This is a genomic window from Nostoc sp. (genome assembly GCF_036916975.1).
Lineage (GTDB): Bacteria > Cyanobacteriota > Cyanobacteriia > Cyanobacteriales > Nostocaceae > Nostoc.
Window position 1 is genome coordinate 1 of the sequence record NZ_JBALFF010000090.1, and the last position, 23,143, is coordinate 23,143.

Here is a 23,143-nt window from a genome sequence, read left to right on the forward strand (position 1 = left end):
GGAGTTTGGAGTTTGGAGTTTGGAGTTTGGAGTTTGGAGTTTGGAGTTTGGAGTTTGGAGTTTGGAGTTTGGAGTTTGGAGTTTGGAGTTTGGAATTATTCTTCGCTCTGCCCCACTCAGCACGGGCTAAACCATAGCTATCCGCTAACGGAACTAGGAACTCAGCACTTTTGAGGGACATTGGTTATTAACTCTTCTCCCCCTGCTTCCCCTATTCCCTATCTATTTTTAGGAAGGGGTTGACCAAACTCGATTACCTGGGGATTGGGAAGATTGGGGATGGTTGGAAGTGGAAATTGTGACATACCTAAAGGAGGAATGCTATTCAAGTTACCGGGTTGATTTGGGAAAGAAGGAGGGGGAAGAATCAAAGCAGGTTCTTGAGAGGATGTATTAGAAGTTAGGGGAGGTACAGTAACAAAAGGCTGCGCTGAGTTATTAGTAATTGTTGACGGTAGGTTATTTGATATAGGCGGAACTGTGAGTAAGGGTGCTTGTAAATTAGTAGTGGTTACGGGTAGGTTAGTAGGAGGCTTTTTGGCTGTTTGAGGTTGTTTCTTGGGTGAAGGTGGGGAGTTCCCTGGTTTCACGGCAGTAGTTTTACCAGAAATAACCGGACGTAATACCCAGCGAGTAGAGTTTTTTCGGGAAACGGGTTGCAGTTGTATCTGTTTAGGATTTAAAACAGTTCCTGGTGCTAAATCTAGGACAATGCGTGTGTCGTGATCATTCAGTTGAGAAACGCGAATGCTTTTGATTGCTCCAGGATAATTTTGTTGCGTGGTAACTTTGCCCAACTTAGTATTCGGTATATCTACAACCAGACGGGAGGGTTGGGTAAGGTAGAAGTAACGGGGGGTTGTGCCTGCTGAGAGGGTGATTTCGAGTTGCTGTGTCTTGGAGGAAAAACGCCAATTTTCTAGCTTTGCTACTGGTGTAGCAGCAGTAGTGCTTTCAAGGGCGATCGCTGCATAAAAGCCTAATAGACTGATGCTAAATAGCTGCTTGCGCCATTGGCAAAATCGCCTAGTCTTTAGTCCCTGATCCATTCTTTTTATCTGCTTCATAAAACGCATACAATGCGCTCACATTGCTGTTTACTTCGCGCTTCCAATCCCTACTCCCTACTCCCCATTGCTCCTTATTCCCAGAAGGATAGCGAGTTCCCTAATTCAATTAGCTTTTTGAGGCACAGCAGTAAATTTCAGAGGTTGTGGAATACCATTTACGGTTAATTGACCTGTCATATTACTTTTATCCACAAGTTGCATTTGAATTGTGACTGAGTTCAGAGGATCATTTTGGGGACGAGGAATATTACAAAGGATTGATTTACCAACTTTTCCAGATAAATTTAACTGTTGATTTCGGAAGATGCCTGCCAGAGAGTGCTTTTCGTCAGTATTGGCGTTAGCGTTTGCCGGTAATACAGAGGCATTTAAGTAAATACCCGACTGCTGAATGTTTAACGTTAGGGTATCCGATTTTTCACAATTAGGCAAATTCTCTGACAGGGTTAGACGATACCGACCGTTAATTGGAGGAGGAGCCTTGAGATGGCTTTCTCCGTAAGCACTGACAGTTTTAAACAACAGTAGCACTGAAATTATTGCTACTCCGTAAAAACTTAAAGATTTGAAGTTGAAATGATTCATGAATTTCAACTCCTCAATGTTGGCTCTTGACTACTAACTTCAGGAAGCATAGAGGCAAGGTGAGCGGTGACTTGGCTGTAGCGGCGGGTAATTAGCAGGGAGGAACGACATTGGATAGCTAGTTGATCTGTATATCTTCCCAAGGTTTGGCGCTCGATTCCCCAAGCGCGGCTGGTGCCAGCAATAGTTAGATCAACACCTTCTGAGGCTTGAATTACGGCTTGGATTGGTTCTGGGGCTTCGAGAATTTTGATTTCAATGCGATCGCGTACACTGGTGGGCAATTGTTCCATCATCGTGTTTAGTTCGTAACTCACTTCTTCCTTGGCTTGATTTGCTACTATCTGTAATATCTGCAACATACAAGTCTCACGATTGATTAGCAGTCTCAGAGCTAGTATTAGTGCTAAATCGTCATGGATATTGGCTGAATAAGGTACCAATAAACTTTCTAGTTGCTCTTTGCCTTTATCTACAAACACTGCTACATCGACTGGGGCAGTGGTAAGCATTTGTCCGACTCGTCCACCTAAACGATTACTACTAAAAGCTGGGCGATGCCAGCCGACGAGAATTAAATCAGCTTGTTCTAAGGTGGCAATCTGTGCTGTTTCGCGGGCAACGTTGCTGGATATGCGAACTATAGGATGCACACAAGAACGAGTTTCTGGCGGTTCGAGAGTATTAATTAATTCTTGTAGCTGCTGGCGGCGCTGGGCGATTAATCGATCTGCTTCAACTGGGGTACTTTCAAAAGCATAATCTTCTTGAAATTCAATCAGGCTAAGAGGGTTAACAATGGCAGGATATCGGTAATTAAGAGCGATACCGACGGCGGGCTGTGCCAATGCTACTGCCAACTGTACTAAACCTTTTTGGGTACTTGGATTTGCTACTGGCACCAAAATTCGGAAAGGATGAGGGGAAGTTTCACTTCCAGCAGAGGTGTCTATACCTGTTTCTGCTTCCGACTGCGGTTGCACGACATCTAACCTGATTAGCTTTTTCGGATATGTCCATTCCAGCAGGGGCGAGGTCATGAATGTAGTTACCAATGCCATAATTACCAGCATGGTAAATATTAAGGGGGAAATTACCTTTAACTCTAGACCAATATTTAGTACTATCAGTTCGGTTAAACCGCGAGTATTCATTAACCAACCGAGTGCTGAGGCTTCCCGTTTACTAATGCCACTCACACGGGCTGCTACATAAGTACCAATATATTTGCCTGCGATCGCCACTGCTAAAACTAACGCACACAAAAGCCACAATTCTGGACGGTTGAGCAAACCAATCTGCGTTTTTAAGCCACTGTAGGCGAAAAATATTGGCAGTAAGAAGATTAAAACAAAATCTTCGGTTTTTACTGCCAATTCCCGCACTAAATCTTCATTTTTGGGCATGGCTGCTCCCAGCAAAAATGCCCCAAAAATTAAGTGAATACCAATTAGTTCGGTGATTAATGCTGACGCAACCACTGCCATATAAATCCCAGCTAGCAGCACTTGGCTGAGTCGTCCTGCACGAAGGTAGTGTTTGGCAAGGCGTTGCAAGAACCAACGTCCCGCCGTCAACATCAAGCCGATGTAAACTATGGTGGCGATAATTGTGGGTATGGCACCTGCAAAGTCACCAGTTCGCGCCACTGCGATCGCTACTGCTAATAGACACCAAGCTGTCACATCATCTACTGCTGCACAAGTTAACGCCAACGTTCCTAAACGCGTTCCTTGTAAATTGTTTTCAGTAATGATTCGCGCCAACACCGGAAAAGCAGTAATCGACATTGCCGCCCCCAAAAATAAGGCGAAGGCAGTGAAGGATACACTTGCATCGGAAACTAGGGGATAAAGTAGCACCGCTAGCAATGTTCCTAAAGAAAACGGTACTAAAATGCTGACATGAGAAGTTAAAACTGCTACTTCTAATTGTCCACTCAGGTATTTGGGATTTAGTTCTAACCCAATCAAAAACATGAAAAATATTAGTCCCACCTGAGATAGAACATTTAAAAAAGGAATAGTTTCTGGTGGAAACAAGGAAACTGCTAGATCGGGAGCAACTAAACCAAATAAAGATGGGCCAAGCATAATCCCGGCGACAATCTCACCAATTACCAGTGGTTGCTTAATGGAACGGAATCCTAGCCCTACTAGCCGTGAAAGCCCAATAATAATCAGCACTTCAACCAGAACGAGAATAACTATATGCATGGTTTCCTCACAATTAACTATCTGGTTTCTTTAAGATGATTCTTTAAAGAACTGGAAATGTCAACCTAGTTAGATACAACCAAGGTCATTTGTGCTTCGTCATCATGTGAATTATTGTTACGATGCAATTGCAGTCGTGAAACATAAATTTTGATGATTTTAGGAGCTACATCTTAAATAACCGAGAGGCTCAGATCCCCGACTTCTTCAAAAAGTCGGGGATCTTTTTATTCATAAATTATTTACAATTGCTATAGCCAGAGTCAAAGAAAATAATTTTACCTTATTACTAGGTAATTAAATTTATATTTAATTTGCTTAAGCGGAATATTTTTCATAGCTTGTACCTTGCAACAGAAAGGCAATCAGTGGTGATGCCATGAGTGTAGTAATGACTGCCATAATAACCATGATAGTGAATAAAGTTGGGGTAATTATACCTTACTCCAGTCCAATATTAAGAATGATTAACTCCATCAAACCACGACTATTCATCAGAGCGACGATAGTTGCAGATTCGCGCCAATTTTCCCCCGCCAATTTTGCAGCCAACATACAAGCAATACCTTTGCCAAGAATTGCGTAGTTTACCGCCGTAGGCATCGCAATAATTAAGAGCGTAATTCCCCACAACGTCGGTGTGTTTACCAATCCAATTTGAGTATTCAATCGAGAGAAGACAAAAAATATTGGTAGCAAAAAAGAAGTAGTTAAAAACTCTGTATATTGGCGAATTTGTTGGGCAAATTCTTGGCGTGGTGTAACTGCCCCTAGCACAAAAGCACCGAATATTGCATAGATACCGGTAACATCGGTATCTATGCACAAAACATCAAAATTATCAACATTAAAGTTAGGGTTTGTTTGTTCCCAAAAGTGATGGGACTAGCATTACGCCTGCAATCATTTCGCAAACAACATCAGTTTGTCTAAGATAGCGCCGTCCTAAAATTGTGACGATGCGACAAGTGACTAGAATAACTGTAAGTTGCAGAAATAGCTGAATAACCAGATCAAAATTTGACATTACACCTCCTTAATTTGCGTCTCTGCATTGAATAATCTCCCCACATTTAAAAGCTTGTACTGTTTTTTCATAGATAACTACATCAGCACAAGTGCCAATTTTGGAAATATAAGATAGCTATTTTTAATTTAATGAGATAGGGCAGTAGCTAAAACTGCCTTATTGTTCGTAACAGTGCATACAACTGTACGTCAATACAATAGACCTCTTACAAAAGTCCCTAACACCCCTCCCCAAAGTATGGGGGAGGGGAGACAAAGCTACGCTTTGGCGGGGTGAGGTTCAAATTGTTTGATTTATGCAAGAGTTCTAACATACATATTGCATCCAAACTAAAACCGCCATCTGTGAGCTAATTTTTACAAACCGATGTATTAGCCATTCCAAGCTGATGCACTGGCGTAACACCTCAAGAGGCTTGTGTCTAGACCATAAACCAATAGGCTTATTTGAATTTTTCCCCCTTAGAGCTTCGGGAAGGGGGTTAGGTCATTTGCGGACACGATATTACAACAACTCTCCACCCCGGAAACGCCAACGAGGAAAGATAATTCGCATCAGGCTTTGTGAACTAATAAAAACTGCTAACCAGACGGCGCTATAGTGTAATAAAAAAACTGCTAAAGGTAGTTCTTCTTTAGGTAAAGGTATTGGTAAAAAGCCAAATAGTTTTACTCCACAGAACACAAATACTAATTCCCATATCCCAGCTAAGAGTTGATAGGCTGCTGGCCAATCCCTGTCCCATCGGTATTTTTGGAGATAGTTATAAAGCACATCCCAACCTAAGCCAAAGACGGCGACATAACCAAGTATCCATAAGTAAACCGAGTTAGCACTAAAACCAATCAAACCCATTACAAAGGGCAAAGACACAAGTACGCCCACCGTTGCAAGTAATAATAATCGAGTTTGCCAACGACCAAATAAAGTTGGTGTCATAAAAGTTAAGAGTTAGGAGTTAGGAGTTAGGAGTTAGGAGTTAGGAGTTAGGAGTTAGGAGTTTGGAGTTAGGAGTTAGGAGTTAGGAGTTTGGGGTTTGGAGTAATGAATAAGAGAGAAATTAGAGTTATTATAAATATATTTTGACTCGTTTTCATTGAAAATTCAGCAAGATTGTGGTACTTTTGCGAGGATGGAAAATACGAGAATATAGGCTAATACTATTTCACTTTAATAATTATACAAATACGCTCTTTTGGGGCATGGCAATGCCATGCCCTGACGATAAATCTATATATATGTATCAGCATTTTCGGGAATTGGTATAATCCCAATGCACCAACACATATATATTATTATTGCGATCGCTTAAGCTGATAATCAAATTTAGAATGGTAAGTTGCGTGGGCTTTGCCCACTGAAAGTATCGCATCCCAATTGATTACATCTTCTAACAAAGCTTGATAACCTAGTGTATTGGGATGAAGACCATCTTCACTCAAGCCTTTCAGCCGCCAAGTTTCACCGCGTTCCATCCATTGCTCAAAAATATCTAAATAGGGAATCTGCCTTTTGGTACAAGCAATTCGAGTTGCTTCTTTGTAGCGGTACTGGTCGGCATGATTATAATAAAAACAATCTAAAAATGGCATCTTGGCTTCATCCACTGGCACCATGCCCACAAATAACACAGGACATAGTTGCTGTGCTAAATCTAAAAGAGTTGCAATTTCCTTTTCAAACAATGTAAAATCTGTGTAGCTTCGGCCATCGGGACGCGCTAACCGCGCTGAGTCATTCACGCCTACTGATAAAATAATCAAGTCGGGGACACGATTTCGCAGTTCACCCCGATGGCGGAACTCAACTTCTAGCCTTTGGGCTACTTGTTGCGTGCGATCGCCTCTTACCCCTAAATTATAAAGAACATGACCCGCACTATCCGGCAACATCCACCATCGCCGTAGTTGCTCTATCCAGCCTCCTTTTTCCGGGTCGCCGAATCCATAAATTAAGCTGTCCCCCAGTGCGACAATCTTCATAGGCTGAAAGTGATTTGGTGGTACAGACAGCTGCATTGAGGAAGAAGCTAGAAATGTGTGCATTTAAAAACTATATTTTATATCTTTACAAGATTCTATACATTTCTATACCATAGATGGCTATGTTTAAAGATCCAAGCATCTATGGTTCTAGTTGTTGATATGGTTGCAAGGTTAATATTGCCGCAGTTGAGCCTCTAAGGGTGAATGTTAAGCCTTTGAGCCTGAAACTTGCGGTTTAAAAGCTCAAATTTGGGGTTTGTTACTGAAAACGTCTATGCGCTCGCACCATGTTTCATTTTATTTTAGGTATAAGTGAGCGCTCATACTGCGCTAAATGAGTCTGAGAATCGAACCGCAGAGGCGCTGAGGACGCTGAGGAAGAGAGAAGAGGGAGCGTTAGCGCGGCTTATCGTACTCCTAAGGTAGGGTGCATTTTTTGCGTCTTCAAGGGATGAGAGAGGAATCAGGGGAGAAGTAATTTTATCTGCCAAAGATTTCATTGACGGTAATGTTTATATTAGGGAAAGCTTTAATTGATAAAGTTTGACCACTAGCGAACTTTTGCATAAGCTGATATCTTGCGGCTGTTGGTTGTTGATAAACTTCCACAATTTGCTCGTTAATATCTACTAACCAAACTTCAATTATGTTTGCTTCTCCATATAAAGGAATTTTCTCTTCCCGGTCATACATCACAGTGGAATCAGATACTTCAATTAGTAAAAAAATATCCTGGGGTTGGGGGTGTGCTGTGGCGTAGAAATCATCACGGGGCTTAAGTAATGCCACATCTGGCTGAGGTTCTGAATTATTGTTCAACGCGACCGGATTTTGAGCGGCAAGTATAACGCGTTTACCCAACAGCAAAATTAACAGATTAACAAGTCGATTTACACAAGCAGCGTGTTTTGTTCCAATAGGCGACATATCAATAATCTCTCCCCGAATCAATTCCACCCGGTCATCCTCTGTGAGAATCCCCGACTCAATCATCTTATGATATTGCTCAATTGTGAATTTCCGTCTTAGCAATTGTACAGTCATGATCACCTCTACTGTTGCCTTATCTTTTAATTATTGTCCAAAATTATGAACTCACCACCCAAACCATCCAATACTAATTACCCCAAAAGACATCCAACGGAGTTTGAGCAAATCATTCAAGAAAAAAGCCACAACTTTGTCGGTCGTGAATTTGTCTTCGCCGCTATTAATAACTTTATCGAAAATAATTTTATGTATCTCAGTCAGGTAATAAGTGCGATACCTTCGGTAAGCTACGCTAAGGCAGAAAATTTCTACCCGGAATCTTTCGAGTCCAATCAATCCCCGCCTGGTTTCGAGGCATATTATCAGCAGCATTTACACAAAATGTTTCCACCCGAACAAGGGACAGAACATAGCACAGATGTGTTAAATATCTTAATACAGCAGCAAAAAGCAATATCAGTGGAAGCGTTGGCGCAGCCCGCCGCAGGCATCGCACAAATCATTGATACTGATGAGTATGAAGTTGAAGAAGTGCTAGAAAATTGGTTACAGTTCTTACAGCAAAAACGAATCGCCTCAGAAACCTATTACAGTCTCTATCATTCCAACTTTTGAGACTGGCTAGGTAGACAAGCATTTAAAAGCTCTAAAAAATATCCCTAAACCTCTCAATTAAGAGAAAGATTCAGGGTGTTAAGAATGGAGCTAAGCGGATTCGAACCGCTGACCCCCTCAATGCCATTGAGGTGCGCTACCAACTGCGCTATAACCCCTTAAAATCCATTATATATAATCGCTTGATTACTAGTATTTTGTCAAGCTTTTTCTGGAAAATAAATTTTTAATATCTCCTCAACCACTGGACACTCACAACGACACTTGCAACAAATAGGTCATACAGTGTCCCATCAAAAAGTAAACTACTAACATGGCAGCAGCGGCCAGAGCAACTAATGTACCAGCCAACATCAGAGAAAATTCTTTGCTCTCGTAGGCTCTTTCCATCAAGTGCAGTGACCACGCCACCAGGGCGACATCAAAAAGTAAAATAGGAACCAACATATTTTTTAATATTTGTTAATACTTGTAAAATTATATTAACACCGTTTGCGGGAAGTGTGTCTAACCTTAGATAGATGTCATTAAATGCTAAATGGTAGCTCAGGAGAATGTTCTGACTGGTACATTGCGATCGCGCAAGTAATTTTTGATTTCTGCTACGCTTAATTGTCCGTAATGTAACAGGGATGCAAGTAATGCGGCTTCAGCTTTGCCTTGGGTTAGGGCTGTGTAGATATGTTCACAATTACCTGCACCACCTGAAGCAATAACGGGAATTTCTACAGCATCAGCAATTGCCCGTGTAATCTCAATGTCATACCCAGCTTGGGTTCCATCAGCATCCATACTTGTTACTAGCAGTTCTCCGGCCCCCCGTTTTTCAACTTCTTGTGCCCACAGTAGGGCATCTAAGCCTGTATTTTCCCTGCCACCCCGCACATACACATCCCAACCTGGATTCTCCGGGTTATTTCTGCGTCTGGCATCAATTGCAACAACTATGCACTGATTACCAAAGCGATCGCTTGCCCGATTAATCAAGTCTGGATCACGCACCGCCGCAGAATTAATACTAACCTTATCTGCGCCTGCTCGTAACAAAGCTTTAACATTTTCTAAGGATTGAATGCCACCACCCACGGTCAATGGAATAAAGACCTGTTCAGCAGTCCGGTAAACTACATCTAAAATAGTAGCTCGGTCTTCATGAGTAGCTGTAATATCCAGAAATACTAACTCATCAGCACCGGCTTGGTTGTAAACCTTGGCCAGTTCTACCGGATCGCCTGCATCTTGGAGATTTACAAAGTTAACTCCTTTTACAACCCGTCCCGCCTTAACATCTAAGCACGGTAAGATTCTTTTAGATAACATAATAACTTTTGTACTTCTGGGTAATTGACCGGAATTTAAATTTTAAATTGGCGTGGGTATTCTCAAACGAAAATTTTTACGGGCATGGGGGATTAAGAGTGGTGAGTGGTGAGTGGTGAGTTAGGAGTTAGGAGTTAGGAGTTAGGAGTTAAGAATTATCCCCTTGTCTCTACTCTCCCTTATCTCCCTTATCTCCCTCATCTCTCTTTCTTATCTCCCTCATCTCCCTTATCTCCCTTATCTCCCTCATCTCCCCAGTCCCCTTAGTAGATAGCTGAATTATGGCGATAATCTCCTCGAAAAAACAGCCTCCAGAACCCAACAAAGAACCAAAGCAGCGTCAAGAGTCGGCGAAAGCACCATCCACAGAAAATATTTTGAAGCCTGAAGCTGCTATTGATGAGCAAGAACAGCAAGAAGAAGGTATTCGACCACACCGATTTGCTGATTACATTGGGCAAAAAGATTTAAAGGATGTACTAGATATTGCCATCAAAGCAGCCAAATCTCGTGGTGAGGTACTGGATCATTTGTTGCTCTATGGGCCGCCGGGATTGGGAAAAACCACAATGGCAATGATTTTAGCATCAGAAATGGGGGTAAATTACAAAATTACCAGTGCGCCAGCCCTAGAACGTCCACGGGATATTGTGGGGCTACTGGTGAACATGAAACCAGGGGATATCTTATTCGTGGATGAAATTCATCGCCTCTCGCGGATGACGGAGGAAATTCTCTATCCCGCGATGGAAGATTATCGCTTAGATATTACTATTGGTAAGGGTTCGAGCGCTCGGATTAGAAGTTTGCCGCTATCAAAGTTTACCCTTGTGGGAGCTACAACCCGTGTCGGTGCTTTAACTTCACCACTGCGCGATCGCTTCGGTTTAATTCAAAAACTTCGATTTTACGAAGTTGACGAACTGACTAAAATTGTACTGCGAACCGCTCAATTACTCAAAACCCCGGTTACAGAAGATGGGGCGACAGAAATTGCCCGTCGTTCACGCGGAACACCACGGATTGCTAACAGACTACTTAAGCGAGTCCGTGATTATGCGGAAGTAAAAATATCTGGGGAGATTAATGAAAGTATCGCATCTGAAGCATTGCAACTATTCCAAGTAGATCCTTGCGGTTTAGATTGGACAGACCGCCAAATGCTGAGTGTGATAATTGAACAATTTAACGGCGGCCCAGTGGGGTTAGAAACAATGGCAGCAGCGACGGGTGAAGATACTCAAACAATTGAAGAGGTCTACGAACCTTACCTCATGCAGATTGGCTATTTAACTAGAACTCATCGTGGCAGGATGGCGACTAAGGCTGCATACAAGCATTTGGGATTCACGCCACCTAATGAACAGTTGTCATTATTGTAATTATAGGCATCCCAACTCTTGGAGACGCACTCGCATTCGGCTTCGCTCAGGGCAAGTAGGCATGGGGCAGAGGGGAAAAACTTACTGCAATTTCTCTTCTGCTCCCTCATCCCCCTCATCTCCCCCCCACTCCCCACTCCACGCCAAATTCTAAACCTGTTGAGAGTTAGCATACACCCTCATCCCCCTCATCTCCCCCCACTCCCCACTCCCCATCTTCAAGATAAACAGGTAAACCTAGATGATTAAGTTAATTAGTATTTTTTTGAGTGTGTTGATTGTGTTTGGCTGGGGTACTCCAGTCATGGCACAATCCCAAGCGCCGATTACTCAAGAACAGTTAAAACAAGGCGATGAGTGGGCAACTCAAGCGTTTATAGCGACGAATCAAGGTGATTTTGTGACGGCTGAAACGTACTGGACAAAGATTATTGAACAATTTCCGACAAATGCGGGGGCGTGGAGTAACCGGGGAAATTCGCGGGTGAGTCAGAATAAATTGCAAGAGGCGATCGCAGATTATAACAAAGCGATAGAATTAGCACCAAATGTCACCGATCCATATTTAAATCGGGGGGCGGCGTTGGAAGGGATGGGAAAATGGGATGATGCGATCGCAGATTATAATTATGTCTTAAAACTCGATCCTAATGATGCGATGGCGTATAACAATCGGGGAAATGCTAAAGCGGGTTTAGGAAAATGGGATGATGCGATCGCAGACTACAAAAAATCTAATCAGATAGCCCCAAATTTTGCCTTCGCCCGTGCTAACTACGCCCTCGCTCTTTATGAAACTGGTCAAAAAGAGCAAGCAATCCGTGAAATGCGAAATATCGCCCGTAAATACTCCCAATTTGCTGATGTGCGTGCCGCCCTGACAGCTGCATATTGGGTAAATGGAGAACAAGGCGAAGCCGAAAGCAACTGGGTAGCAGCTTATGGACTTGATAGCCGCTATAAGGACATTAACTGGGTAAAAAATATCCGTCGTTGGCCTCCCAGCCTAGTTACAGCTTTGGATAAGTTCTTGAAAATTCAGTAGAGGCATTGATCATGACTCATTTTGGTATCATCTGTCCTGGTGCAGCAACTGGCCCCCTCAATACAATGCTTCCCTTAGGGCAGGAACTTCAACGGCGTGGGCATCGCGTCACCTTCTTTGGCTCACTCGATACTCAATCTAAGGTACTAGCAGCAGGAATAGAATTTAAACCAATTGGTGAAAAAGATTTTATCCCTGGATCAACAGCAGAAACTTTTGGCAAGTTAGGTCAACTGCGCGGATTGGCTGCGTTTCGATACACTATTGACCTGTTGAAACGTGTTTCATCTGTGACACTCCAAGATGCTCCAGCAGCAATTAAAGCAGCAGGTGTAGAAGCTTTGCTAGTAAACCAAAGTTCAGTAGAGGGAGGGACAATTGCCGAGTTTCTCCAAATTCCTTTTATTACTGTGTGCAGCGCTGTGGTGCTGAATCGAGAGCCTAGCGTTCCGCCTTTTTTCACAACTTGGAAGTATAGCCCAGCTGCATGGGCACGTTTACGCAACGAAATAGGTTACACGTTACTTAATAGCGTCGTCAAACCACTTGAAGATTTGATTAATGAATATCGTCGAGAGTGGAAATTACCCCTGTACTCTAGTCTTAAAGATAGTTACTCTCCACTGGCTCAAATAAGTAATGCACCTGCTGAATTTGAATTTCCCAGAGAAGAATTAGCTCCTTGGTTCCATTTTACGGGAAGCTATCATACTTCAGCCAGTCGAGTTCCTGTTTCTTTCCCTTATGAAAAATTGACAGGGAAACCGTTAATTTATGCTTCGATGGGAACATTGCAAAATCGTCTGATTTGGGTTTTTCAGACTATTGCTTCAGCTTGTGAAGATTTGGATGCTCAGTTAGTGATTTCTCTGGGAGGTTCTGCTAAACCAGAATCATTACCAGATTTGGCAGGAAATCCTTTAGTAGTTGAGTATGCACCTCAATTAGAAGTGCTGGAAAAAGCCACCCTGATGATTACTCATGCAGGAATGAATACAACAATGGAATGCGTGAAAAAAGGAGTGCCAATGGTGGCAATTCCAGTTGCTAATGACCAGCCAGGAGTAGCAGCGCGTATCGCTTGGACAGGAGCGGGTGAACTTGTCACCCTCAAAAAACTGAATGTTCCCAGATTGAAGAATGCTATCAAGCGGGTGTTGACAGAAGAATCTTATAAACAGAATGCGCTCAGATTACAAGCAGCTACTCTCGCAGCTGGGGGGGTAAGTCGAGCGGCTGATATTATTGAGCAGGCTGTTTCTACAGGTAAGCCTGTTTTGGCTTAAACACAATAATAAGAATGAAGTTGATCATGAACTCAGACTCGTTTTATCCGTTCCAATTTCCTGACCGGATTCTTTGAACATATCTTTTCCCACAATGGTTTCAATAACTTCGATGACTGTTGGGTGCTGCACCATTAACTCGAAGATTTTCCCTTTGTAGAGTAAACCGTATATTCGTTCTCTTTGGTCATCAAGCAATACTTTTCCTAAAGGTTTTTCTTTCTCAGCAAGTTCAAGAACAAGCGATCGCGCTTCTTGGGCTTCTGTTGGACTTAATAATTCAGGAATCAGCACATAACCTTTTCCTGCAATAATTTCGTCTACCAGACCTACAACGTCTTTCATGGTAAATGCCTCCCTAGTAAGCTGCATTCTAAAACTCTTTAAACGGAACTAGAGCTAGTCTGAAGGATGGGCTGATTTTGCTGACGCTTCCCCTTCACCACCATCTTCACACCTCCTGCTGGACTAAATAGCAAGCCCTTACGTACTGGCTGCACTGGTTTGTTATCAGCCAGTTCCATCTCCCAATGAGATAGCACAGTTACCAAAACCAATTTCATCTCAAACAAGGCAAATGCCATTCCAATACAGCGACGGTTCCCGCCACCAAAGGGTAAATATTCATAGGGGGAAAATTGCCGTTCCAGAAAACGCTCTGGCTTAAATTGCTTCGACTGGGGATATAAATCTTCTCGATGATGGGTCAAATAAATAGAGGGATTGAGCAAAGTACCAGGCTCAAAGTTATATTCCCCAATTTGTAGCGGTGATTTTACCACTCGATTTAGTGCCGATATCGCCACTGGGTAAAGGCGTAATGTTTCAGAACACACAGCATTTAAATAAGGTAATCGGAAAATAGCATTTGGATCTGGTTGTTCACCCAACTTATCTAATTCTTGCAGCAGTTTTTCCCGCACCTGTGGTAGATGATGAATCCAGTACAGCGCCCATGATAAGGAAGTTGCAGTGGTTTCGTGACCCGCTACTAATAACGTCATCAGTTCATCACGTAATTCTAAGTCTGTCATCGGCTCTCCCGCTTCATCACGAGCAGCCATCATTAAAGATAGAATATCAGTGCGAGATGGATCGGGTTGTGCTTTGCGTTCTTGAATCTGGGCGTAAATAAGTTGATCAATTTGCTGCCGTAAACGCAAGTATTTACCCCAGGGACTCCATGCTCCTAAATCCTGTCGCATTGATGGGAAAAGAAGCAGAATTGTTCTTAAAATAGGGATTTTGGGATTCAGGATTGCAATCAGGAGTTCATTGAGTTTCTCGTAACGTGGGCCATCTTCTAGACCAAATACAGCCTTCAAAATTACTTGAAAAGAGATTGCTTGCATTGATGGCAGAACTGTAAAGGTTTCTCCAACCTGCCACTGATTAGTCACTTGCTGTGTGATGTCGCGGATTAATTCACCATAAGCTAACATTCGTTCCCCATGTAAGGGTGGTGTCAATAGCTTTCGTTGTCGCTGATGAGGCTTTCCCTCCAGCGCCAGTAGTGATTGCCGTCCTAATAAAGGCGATTTAATCCCTGCTGGCTCACCAGAATCTAACTGTTTTGGATCTGTAGTAAAAATCTGCTGAATCGCCTGGGGATTGCTAATGAAAACTTGAGGAGGAGAATTTTGTCCAAGCTGAAGGGTGAAGATATCACCATAGCGTTTAGCACAGTCTTCTAAGTATTCTAAGGGATTAGTCAGCCATTGATACGTCTGTACCCAAGGGTGAGTTTGAGGACCGTTAGGCAGTTTCAGTGCAGACATTTTTATTAATCTCCTAATGATTAAAGCAAGATTCTTATCAGCGAGTCATTCATGCACCCCTAGCTTGATTAATCTTAGACCACAGATTGGGCAGATGAACTTATCAATTCTTGAATTTGTCTTGGAGTCAATTCTTGCACATTACGCAAAACTACTGCTGCTCCTGCTGCTATTAGTGTCTCACTGTATGCATGACTACGCGCTGCTGTTTCCTGGACGTGGGGCGGTAAAACTCCTACACCAATCCAAGTACGAGAAGAATCTAGATTCCGCGCTTTCTCGACGGTATACATATCTGCTACCGTATCTCCCACATAGGCTACAGCTAATTTTTGCTCAATTCCATTATCTAATTCACGAACTGTGGCAAAAAGTCCAGTGGGGTCAGGTTTTCCCGGTGCATCTTCCATCGCAATCAACACCGGAGATTCCAAACCCAGGCGTTTTTCTAATATATAGTTAGCCGAGGCACGAGTCGCACCGCTAAAAAATCCCCAAGGAATCTCAGCTTGGGTAAGTTGTTCTAAATAGCTAGGTTGTAGTAATAAAGGTTCATTACAGATATATCCGGTAAAATTATTTGGGTCTGGGCCGCGGTAACGTGATTGAAAAAAAGCAACGATCGCACCATAATCTAGTTGCAGTTGTTCGCGGGTTTGTCGTTGGGTTTCAAAGTAGCGGTAAATTAATTCTTGGGATGCTTCCCAATCGTTATTCCACACGCCTTCAGACTTGAGTTGGTCAATATCTAGTGGGGTTGGGCGATATGCTTGGGTCGTAAAATATTCTACCGTATCTGCGATCGCACGGCGATAAGAACCGCTTACATCGCGGACAACGCCATCAATATCGAAAACAACAATAGCTTTTGCAGAAGTTGGTTCACTCATAAGTAGGGAGTCAAAGAGTTTTATATCTGATAAATAGCAGAAGATATCGGAGACTTTACAAGCGGGCGATTCCAGACATACCCAAAACTTTCTCCAACAAGCGTAGATGCAACAGCCGCTTGTTGGAGGTCTGTCGAAAGGTAGAGTAGAACAGATGCACGCAAAGCTTAAAGCTATTACTAATTACAACAATAATGTTGTCCTAAGTGGATGGATGGCATACAAAGGCGATTCTACAATTGAATACACCACAATAGGGGAGCAACAGATGACAAACGAGCGATTGAAGATGCAAGATCCAATCCACGTCAGCAATATCCAGGACCGCCCTTCCCTCGTCAGCCACAGCCAGCACCGGGACTAGCTCAACAGATGGACCCTCAGCCGGATCACGGTGAACAGAGCTATACAGGATGTGGAAAACTTACAAACCGAAAGGCGTTGATTACCGGAGGAGATTCGGGTATCGGACGGGCTGTAGCGATCGCGTTTGCGCGGGAAGGGGCAGATGTGGCAATCTCCTATCTCCCCAGTGAGTCGGCGGACGCACGAGAGGTGATAGAACTGATCGAACAAGCGGGACGCAAGGGCATCTCTCTTCCTGGTGACATAAAGGATGAGAATTTTTGCCGAAAACTCGTAGCGGATGCAGTAGAATCTCTTGGCGGTTTAGATATTCTTGTCAACAATGCCGGCGCACAAGAAACTCAGCCCTCTCTTGGCGATATCAGCACTGAGCAGTTCGATAAGGTACTTAAAACCAACCTATACGCGCTCTTTTGGATTACGCAGTCGGCAGTGCCACACCTAAAACCGGGTGCAGCCATCATTAATACAACTTCTATTCAGGCGTATGAACCTTCAGAGAACATCATTGACTATGCGCTCACCAAAGCAGGCATTGTTGCTTTCACCAAAGCACTTTCCAAACAAATGATTGAAAAGGGTGTGCGCGTCAATGCTGTAGCGCCCGGCCCTTTCTGGACACCGCTACAGCCTAGTGGCGGTCAGACTCAAGAAAAGATTGAGAAATTTGGCTCCACGGTTCCGCTCGGACGACCTGGACAGCCCGTAGAAATCGCTCCTGTATACGTACTCCTTGCTTCACAGGAGGCAAGCTACATCACAGGAGAGGTTTATGGCATAACAGGCGGTGTCGGTATTGCGTAATGTCTGCTGTGCTGTTCATCAACCGAAGCAGCAACACAACAGCCCTGAACGCTCGTACCGCCAAATCTCCTTTACTCCTCCACTTTATGAAATTAACATTCGGCTTTCAAACTTAGTTTAATTCTTAAAGTAGATGAGATAAATCATTAAAAATGCCTATACTGCAATTATCAAGCAATGAATTTATTAGCTCCCAGCTTTAGACCTGCTAGGAGCTTTTTTTATTAGATTTATCCATAAATAAATTAAGTTGCTCTGTACTTTTTATTTCTGGTCATTGTTTGGCTAGATTGCTGCAACGATCGCACTCTCTGCGATGGCAGGGCTATTTCATTCTAAAATGTGACGTTTTCAAAGTCCCTCTCAAAGATGTGGGAGAGGGATTTAGGGTGAGGGCAAAAACTACGGTTCTCAACTTAAATCGCGTTTAAATTCTTATTTTTCTGAAAAAGATTCCTAAAAACTGCCGTAAAAATAGAATGAAATAGCCCTGCTGCGATGGTATTGGTACTAAGAGCAATTAGCTTTGCAACCAGAAATCAATTACTGCTACTGCGATCGCGTTTTGGCTTTGACTGGGGAGCGATCGCAATTAATCTTAGTATAAATAGTGCCACTGCAATTGATGGTTTTGCTGTGATTATTACCCCCCTTAACTGGTTCCGTGGGTTTAAGTCCCCCGGTTCTAAAAATAAGCAAGTAATGCGATTGGGGACTGCGAATGCAAAGTTGCTCCTGTAGTGCGCTCCGCGCATCCTGCGGCGGGGGAAACCCCAAGACCGCACTTTGCGCTAAATCCCACGTTGTAATGCGAGTCCCAAACCGTCCCCACAACAGCACTCTTCATTACAAAACAAAATTTACGAATTACGAATTACGAATTACGAATTACGAATTACGAATTACGAATTACGAATTACGAATTATTTAATCCCCCCGATGCATTGAGGGGAAACAATAAATCTAGTTCCCTCCCCTTCACAAGCCGAGGGCGAGGGTGAGGTATTTTAATGCTCTTAGGATGGGTAATACTACTGAGTTAAGAACGCCGTACATTCAAGCAACACCATTCTTTTCGTTTCCACAGGGTAGCAACCACCCAACCATTTTCTTCTAAGGCATCAGCAACAGCTTTAGATTGTTCTAATAAGATACCACTGAAGATAGCCCAAGTTTCAGGTTTAGCGATCGCACTCATTTCTGGAACCAATTCAATAATTACATGAGCCAAAATATTGCAAACGATACCATCTACCGGTTTCTCAACTAGTTTTGTCAAAACGTCTACACTTCCCAGTGCTGATACTAAACCTTCTGGACTAATATCGTTGAGCGCACCATTACTAATAGTTGATTGCACCGCCAAAGGGTCAGTATCTACTGCATAGACTTTCTCTGCTCCCAGTAGCAGCGCCCCAATCGAAAGGATACCAGAACCACAGCCAATATCCGCAATTACCAGATGCTCATGTTTGCCACTATTACCCACAAATGACTGAGGAACTCCACTTAGCCGCATTTCCAGGGATTCTAAACATAGCTGAGTTGTGGCATGGTTGCCCGTACCAAATGCTACACCAGGGTCAAGACGAATTACTAACCGTTCCGTTGTTTCTGGTAATGGTAGCCACGCGGGATTGATTAGGAAGCGATCGCCTATTTCCTGCGGATGCCAATATTGTTTCCAGCTAGTCGCCCAATCTTCCTCATCAATTAACTGCCATTGCAGCGAGGGAGATGAAAGCCCGACACAGAGCGCATCTTGACGCAGCAACAGCGACAGCGCTGCTAAATCTAACAGTTGCGTTTGAATTGTCGATAAATAAGCCCTAACTAAAAATGAATTTCCTTTGTTTTCACTTGCTGTTCCCCGACAGCCAAAATCTTCCAGTCGCCAAAAGATCGAATCTTCTAGGTCTGGCTCACATAAAATCTGTAGTTCCCACCAGGTGTTTGCCATTTTTGAGTGCTGAGTTTAACAGAGTTATGAGTTATGAGTTAGGAGTAAGGAGTTAGGAGTTCTCCTGTTTAACTTCTAACTCCTTACTACTCACTCCTAACTTTTTCACTCAGCACTCATAGTGTTACTGTATATGCGTCTCGAATACCAGGGACTTTTATAATTTCATTCAAAATGCCCTCTGGTAAAGGGTCATCTATACTCAGAGCCATTACGGCATCACCACGGACGATTTTACGACCTACTTGCATACTGGCAATATTCACATTAAAACTGCCGAGTAGAGAACCGAGTTTGCCGATAATCCCTGGCATATCGCGGTGCAGGGTAAACAACATATATTTGCTCGGTGGGACGTTAATCGGGAAACCGTCAACATCAGTTAGGTGGATTTCTCGTTCACCCAACAAAGCGCCGGTGACAGAATGAGTACCTAAAGTCCCCGTGGCTTCTAGATGCAGTGTGCCGGCATAGTCTCGAATCGAAGCATCGCGGGTTTCAATTACCCTAATTCCGCGTTCTTTAGCTTCTATGCTGGCATTGACGTAATTTACGCGTTCCCGCAAAGCTTGGTAAAGTAAACCTTTCAGGGCAGCTACCACCAAAGGCTGACTTTTATTGGTTGCTAGTTCCCCTTGGAGTCGAATATTGAGTACTTCCACCCGTCCGCCAGCTAGCTGTCCCACCAGATTACCTAGAGTTTCTGCTAGTTGCATGTAGGGTTTGAGTTCTTCCAACACATCGGGGCCGAGTCCGGGAATGTTGACGGCTGAACGCGCTGGTAGTCCTAAAAGGACATCCCGAATTTGTTCAGCAACATCAATAGCGACATTCACTTGAGCTTCGGCGGTAGAGGCTCCCAAGTGGGGGGTGAGGATTACTTCTTTGCCTAGCGATCGCAACTCAGATTCACCCAGTGGTTCCGACTCGAACACATCCAAGGCTGCACCCCCGATTTTACCCGCTTTCAGAGCAGCTGCTAAAGCTAGTTCATCAATGATCCCACCACGAGCGCAGTTGATAATCCGGGCTGTGGGTTTCATCTTTGCCAGGGTTGTGGCATTGATTAAGTGGGTGGTTTCTGGGGTTTTCGGGATGTGTAGAGTGATATAGTCTGCTTGCTGGAATAGTAAATCTAGCTCCACCAACTGACAGCCAAGTTGTTCGGCTCGGTCTGTAGAAATAAATGGGTCATAAGCTAGGAGTTTCATCCCCATTGTCTTAGCTACAGCCGCAACATGGGAGCCAATTTTACCCAAACCAACAACGCCGAGAGTTTTTTTGTAGACTTCCGCACCGACAAAGCTATTGCGATCCCACGCACCGCGTTTCACCGAAGCGTTAGCATCGGGGATGTGGCGAGACAAAGCCAAAATCATCGCTAACGCATGTTCAGCCGCAGCAATTGTGTTTCCCTCTGGAGAATTGACTACTACAATTCCTTTGCGGGTGGCGGCGGGAACATCCACATTATCCACACCCACACCAGCCCGACCGATAATTTTTAGCTGCGTGCCGGCTTCAATCATTTCTTGGGTGACGCGTGTACTAGAGCGAATCATCAGCGCGTCATACTCACCAATAATTGCGATCAGTTCTGCTGGTTTTAGACCTATTTTGACATCAACGGTAGCAACTTGCGAAAGAATGTCAATTCCAGCTTGGTCAATCGAATCAGAGACAAGAACCTTAGACATGATTATTTCATTTAAAGGTACAGGTTTTGCTGCACAAGACTTTTTAGTTTAGTCTTTATCAGTCGCAATTGAGCAAAAATTATTCGTTTTAATATCAACTTAACCTTTACTTTCGCTACCTGCTGATGGTATCGAGGCGTAAGTTGCCCTCGGTGAGTACTGCCTCCTAAGTATTTGAAACATGAGTGGCTGTTTGTACCACCCTGTCGCTAAATATAAAGCATTAATAGCACCAAGCACTTATATATTTAATTTATTCTTGGATAGTTAAGAGTTACTAAAATTTTTTGGCGTTGAGCAGGTTCCTTGGTAATATAATACACTGCATTTTTAAATGGGCTGCAACTGACTACTAATTAGCTTGCTTTAGGGATGTCACATCTTCAGTTAATCTGGCTTTCAAGTGCGATCGCATTACTCGCTACGGGAATGTTGACGCTCACGGCAGTACTCGGTAATCTTCTCACTTCACATAAAAATCAGAAGTTTCAGCTTGGCCGAGGGCAGACATTTAAATATCACCGTTTTATTTCAATTTCGGGAGTTGTTTTAATTCTGATTCATCCAATTCCCTTAGTTTTTGCCCGAACGACAACTGGCGTGAGCCTTGCATCTATCTTTGTGCCATTTCTGGCAGAGAAAAAAATCACTATTATCGCAGTCGGTGTAATAGCTTTATATGTGTTGTTAATTATTCTGATTTCATCGCTATACATGAAGTATCTAAAGCAGCAAGTATGGCGGGTGCTGCATTACGGCAGTTATTTGTTTTTTGGATTAGGAATGTGGCACGGTTTGTCAATTTCTGATAATTTTGAGCCAAATGCGGAAGTAAGTTTGTTAGCTCCGAAAAAAATACTTTTAGAAGTAGAAATTATGATTCTACTTCTGCTTGTGATGTGGCGCGTTATGCTGTATCGAAATCAGCGAAAATCAATCTAGCAGACAATGATGATGATACTCTTGGAACCCAATCAACTAGACCTATTTTCAGATGTGATCCTTAAATTTTCGGTAACCTAGTCAGAATATTTAGTATTATGACAACATTTTTAATATTTCTTTACTTTAAAATTCCTCAAAAATTCTTTTAAATAAAACATTTTTGTGCGTTATATTTTTTTTACTTAAATAATTAAATTTCCATGAATAACAACTTGAGAGCGATCGCATATTGCCTCAACCCACCCTCGTAAATTGGCAACGGTATTGTTCATTGCAGCAATTGGAATGGTAGCGTTAACGCTGTCGTTATTAGTTGACAAAGCAAAGCACTAATGACATCGTTAGGGGAGAAATCGCTATAATTCTGATGAGTCAAATATCCTTTGAGTTTTGGGGAAACCAGCCATGTTAGAGTACAACTTGCCCAGGTACTTGCCCTCAGCCGAGGAACTACCAGACTCTGATGAAACGCCTGTGGATAATGAACTGCAAGAATTAATACCAGGCTTGCTGAAGGCGATCCTGCTGATACTTTGGTCAGAAAGGATGGATTGGCTCTTTGCCATAGATATGGGTATTTATTATCACCCTGATAAACCGCCCATTGTCCCAGATGGCTTTTTAAGCTTAGGGGTAGAGCGGTTTTATGATGAAGAATTGCGTCCCAGTTATGTGCTGTGGGATGAAAATGTTGTACCGATTTTCGTCCTAGAAGTAGTTTCCCAAAATTATCGCAAGGAATACACTACTAAATTGGCTGAATATGAGGCTTTGGGCGTACTTTATTACGTGATTTATTCCTCTCGTCGTCGCCGCAAACCGCATCTGGAAGTACATAAATTAGTTAATGGTAAGTATGAATTGCAAGAGGGAAACCCCGTTTGGCTACCAGAAATTGGCTTAGGAATTGGTTGCGAAAGGGGAAATTATAGCGGTGTAACGCGAGAATGGATGTATTGGTATGATCAGCAAGGACAACGGTATCTCACGCCCGCAGAACAAATAAAACAAGAAACACAACGCGCCCAACAAGAAAGACAACGCGCTCAACAAGAAAGACAACGCGCTCAACAAGCAGAAGAAAGGGTGCAACAATTAGCAGAACAATTAAGAGCGCTGGGGATAGACCCAGATAATCTGGGTTAACTGAAATATTTTGCCATCTTTTCAACAAGACCG

At 43.1% G+C, this 23,143-nt stretch carries 23 protein-coding genes, 1 tRNA gene and 1 pseudogene; 8 read left to right on the plus strand and 17 right to left on the minus strand.

All coding sequences use genetic code 11. The annotated features are described in order from the left end of the window. The 9 genes and pseudogenes from V7K73_RS22395 to V7K73_RS22435 form a co-directional block, all read right to left on the minus strand. Positions 1 to 181 (minus strand): annotated as a pseudogene (locus tag V7K73_RS22395) (hypothetical protein); the annotation flags it as partial. A 37-nt stretch (positions 182 to 218) separates the two neighbouring features. Further along, the gene (locus V7K73_RS22400; RefSeq protein ID WP_334883163.1) at positions 219 to 1,049 is read right to left on the minus strand and encodes an AMIN domain-containing protein; all 831 of its coding nucleotides are present in this window, start codon (positions 1,047 to 1,049) and stop codon (positions 219 to 221) included. A gap of 123 nt (positions 1,050 to 1,172) precedes the next feature. After that, positions 1,173 to 1,655, minus strand: a complete 483-nt coding sequence (locus V7K73_RS22405; protein WP_334883164.1) for a hypothetical protein — start codon at positions 1,653 to 1,655, stop codon at positions 1,173 to 1,175. Between the two features lie 5 nt (positions 1,656 to 1,660). Further along, positions 1,661 to 3,871: a cation:proton antiporter gene (locus V7K73_RS22410; RefSeq protein WP_334883166.1), complete on the minus strand. Its 2,211-nt coding sequence runs from the start codon at positions 3,869 to 3,871 to the stop codon at positions 1,661 to 1,663. 441 nt (positions 3,872 to 4,312) lie between these two features. Then, a complete protein-coding gene (locus tag V7K73_RS22415; RefSeq protein WP_334883168.1) occupies positions 4,313 to 4,699 on the minus strand; it encodes a cation:proton antiporter domain-containing protein in 387 nt (128 codons plus the stop codon). Between the two features lie 25 nt (positions 4,700 to 4,724). Further along, complete coding sequence (locus tag V7K73_RS22420; RefSeq protein ID WP_334883170.1) at positions 4,725 to 4,898, minus strand: hypothetical protein; 174 nt, start codon at positions 4,896 to 4,898, stop codon at positions 4,725 to 4,727. 507 nt (positions 4,899 to 5,405) lie between these two features. After that, entirely contained in the window at positions 5,406 to 5,840 is a 435-nt protein-coding gene (locus tag V7K73_RS22425; RefSeq protein ID WP_334883172.1) for a hypothetical protein, read from the minus strand. A gap of 356 nt (positions 5,841 to 6,196) precedes the next feature. Then, positions 6,197 to 6,946, minus strand: a complete 750-nt coding sequence (locus V7K73_RS22430) for a GDSL-type esterase/lipase family protein (protein ID WP_334883174.1) — start codon at positions 6,944 to 6,946, stop codon at positions 6,197 to 6,199. 420 nt (positions 6,947 to 7,366) lie between these two features. Beyond that, on the minus strand, positions 7,367 to 7,930 hold the full coding sequence (locus tag V7K73_RS22435) for a Uma2 family endonuclease (protein ID WP_334883176.1): 564 nt from the start codon (positions 7,928 to 7,930) through the stop codon (positions 7,367 to 7,369). Between the two features lie 45 nt (positions 7,931 to 7,975). Between V7K73_RS22435 and V7K73_RS22440 the strand changes: the two genes are divergently transcribed. Further along, positions 7,976 to 8,491, plus strand: a complete 516-nt coding sequence (locus tag V7K73_RS22440) for a hypothetical protein (RefSeq protein ID WP_334883177.1) — start codon at positions 7,976 to 7,978, stop codon at positions 8,489 to 8,491. Between the two features lie 85 nt (positions 8,492 to 8,576). Here the strand turns inward: V7K73_RS22440 and V7K73_RS22445 are convergent. The 3 genes from V7K73_RS22445 to hisF all read right to left on the minus strand — a co-directional run bounded on the left by V7K73_RS22445 (position 8,577) and on the right by hisF (position 9,811). Next, a tRNA-Ala gene (locus V7K73_RS22445) sits at positions 8,577 to 8,649 on the minus strand. A gap of 94 nt (positions 8,650 to 8,743) precedes the next feature. Further along, positions 8,744 to 8,938, minus strand: coding sequence for a hypothetical protein (locus V7K73_RS22450; protein WP_334883179.1), 195 nt, complete (start codon positions 8,936 to 8,938; stop codon positions 8,744 to 8,746). 99 nt (positions 8,939 to 9,037) lie between these two features. Further along, entirely contained in the window at positions 9,038 to 9,811 is a 774-nt protein-coding gene (gene hisF / locus V7K73_RS22455) for an imidazole glycerol phosphate synthase subunit HisF (RefSeq protein WP_334883182.1), read from the minus strand. A gap of 281 nt (positions 9,812 to 10,092) precedes the next feature. Between hisF and ruvB the strand changes: the two genes are divergently transcribed. The 3 genes from ruvB (at position 10,093) to V7K73_RS22470 (ending at position 13,524) form a co-directional block, all read left to right on the plus strand. Beyond that, on the plus strand, positions 10,093 to 11,193 hold the full coding sequence (gene ruvB / locus V7K73_RS22460) for a Holliday junction branch migration DNA helicase RuvB (protein WP_334883184.1): 1,101 nt from the start codon (positions 10,093 to 10,095) through the stop codon (positions 11,191 to 11,193). A 241-nt stretch (positions 11,194 to 11,434) separates the two neighbouring features. Continuing rightward, positions 11,435 to 12,238 carry a tetratricopeptide repeat protein gene (locus V7K73_RS22465; RefSeq protein WP_334883186.1) on the plus strand — a complete coding sequence of 268 codons (804 nt, stop codon included), beginning with the start codon at positions 11,435 to 11,437 and terminating at the stop codon, positions 12,236 to 12,238. Between the two features lie 11 nt (positions 12,239 to 12,249). Next, a complete protein-coding gene (locus tag V7K73_RS22470) occupies positions 12,250 to 13,524 on the plus strand; it encodes a glycosyltransferase (protein ID WP_334883188.1) in 1,275 nt (424 codons plus the stop codon). A 24-nt stretch (positions 13,525 to 13,548) separates the two neighbouring features. Here V7K73_RS22470 and V7K73_RS22475 read toward each other — a convergent pair whose 3' ends face one another. From V7K73_RS22475 to V7K73_RS22485, 3 genes are all read right to left on the minus strand, one after another. Then, on the minus strand, positions 13,549 to 13,869 hold the full coding sequence (locus tag V7K73_RS22475; RefSeq protein ID WP_334883190.1) for a hypothetical protein: 321 nt from the start codon (positions 13,867 to 13,869) through the stop codon (positions 13,549 to 13,551). A 38-nt stretch (positions 13,870 to 13,907) separates the two neighbouring features. Further along, complete coding sequence (locus tag V7K73_RS22480) at positions 13,908 to 15,302, minus strand: cytochrome P450 (RefSeq protein ID WP_334883191.1); 1,395 nt, start codon at positions 15,300 to 15,302, stop codon at positions 13,908 to 13,910. 74 nt (positions 15,303 to 15,376) lie between these two features. Then, positions 15,377 to 16,192: a TIGR01548 family HAD-type hydrolase gene (locus V7K73_RS22485; protein WP_334883193.1), complete on the minus strand. Its 816-nt coding sequence runs from the start codon at positions 16,190 to 16,192 to the stop codon at positions 15,377 to 15,379. Positions 16,193 to 16,474: 282 nt separating this feature from the next. On the opposite strand from V7K73_RS22485, the gene V7K73_RS22490 reads away from it, so the two are divergent. Together V7K73_RS22490 and V7K73_RS22495 are read left to right on the plus strand one after the other, a co-directional pair. Beyond that, entirely contained in the window at positions 16,475 to 17,362 is an 888-nt protein-coding gene (locus tag V7K73_RS22490; RefSeq protein ID WP_334883329.1) for an SDR family oxidoreductase, read from the plus strand. A 498-nt stretch (positions 17,363 to 17,860) separates the two neighbouring features. After that, positions 17,861 to 18,103, plus strand: a complete 243-nt coding sequence (locus V7K73_RS22495) for a hypothetical protein (RefSeq protein WP_334883195.1) — start codon at positions 17,861 to 17,863, stop codon at positions 18,101 to 18,103. A gap of 298 nt (positions 18,104 to 18,401) precedes the next feature. Here V7K73_RS22495 and prmA read toward each other — a convergent pair whose 3' ends face one another. Together prmA and serA are read right to left on the minus strand one after the other, a co-directional pair. Further along, positions 18,402 to 19,322, minus strand: a complete 921-nt coding sequence (gene prmA / locus V7K73_RS22500; protein ID WP_334883197.1) for a 50S ribosomal protein L11 methyltransferase — start codon at positions 19,320 to 19,322, stop codon at positions 18,402 to 18,404. Between the two features lie 116 nt (positions 19,323 to 19,438). Beyond that, positions 19,439 to 21,019, minus strand: a complete 1,581-nt coding sequence (gene serA, locus V7K73_RS22505; protein ID WP_334883198.1) for a phosphoglycerate dehydrogenase — start codon at positions 21,017 to 21,019, stop codon at positions 19,439 to 19,441. A 372-nt stretch (positions 21,020 to 21,391) separates the two neighbouring features. On the opposite strand from serA, the gene V7K73_RS22510 reads away from it, so the two are divergent. Both V7K73_RS22510 and V7K73_RS22515 read left to right on the plus strand, forming a co-directional pair. Next, the gene (locus V7K73_RS22510) at positions 21,392 to 21,961 is read left to right on the plus strand and encodes a ferric reductase-like transmembrane domain-containing protein (RefSeq protein WP_334883200.1); all 570 of its coding nucleotides are present in this window, start codon (positions 21,392 to 21,394) and stop codon (positions 21,959 to 21,961) included. Between the two features lie 408 nt (positions 21,962 to 22,369). Further along, entirely contained in the window at positions 22,370 to 23,110 is a 741-nt protein-coding gene (locus V7K73_RS22515; protein WP_334883202.1) for a Uma2 family endonuclease, read from the plus strand. Positions 23,111 to 23,143 lie beyond the last annotated feature (33 nt).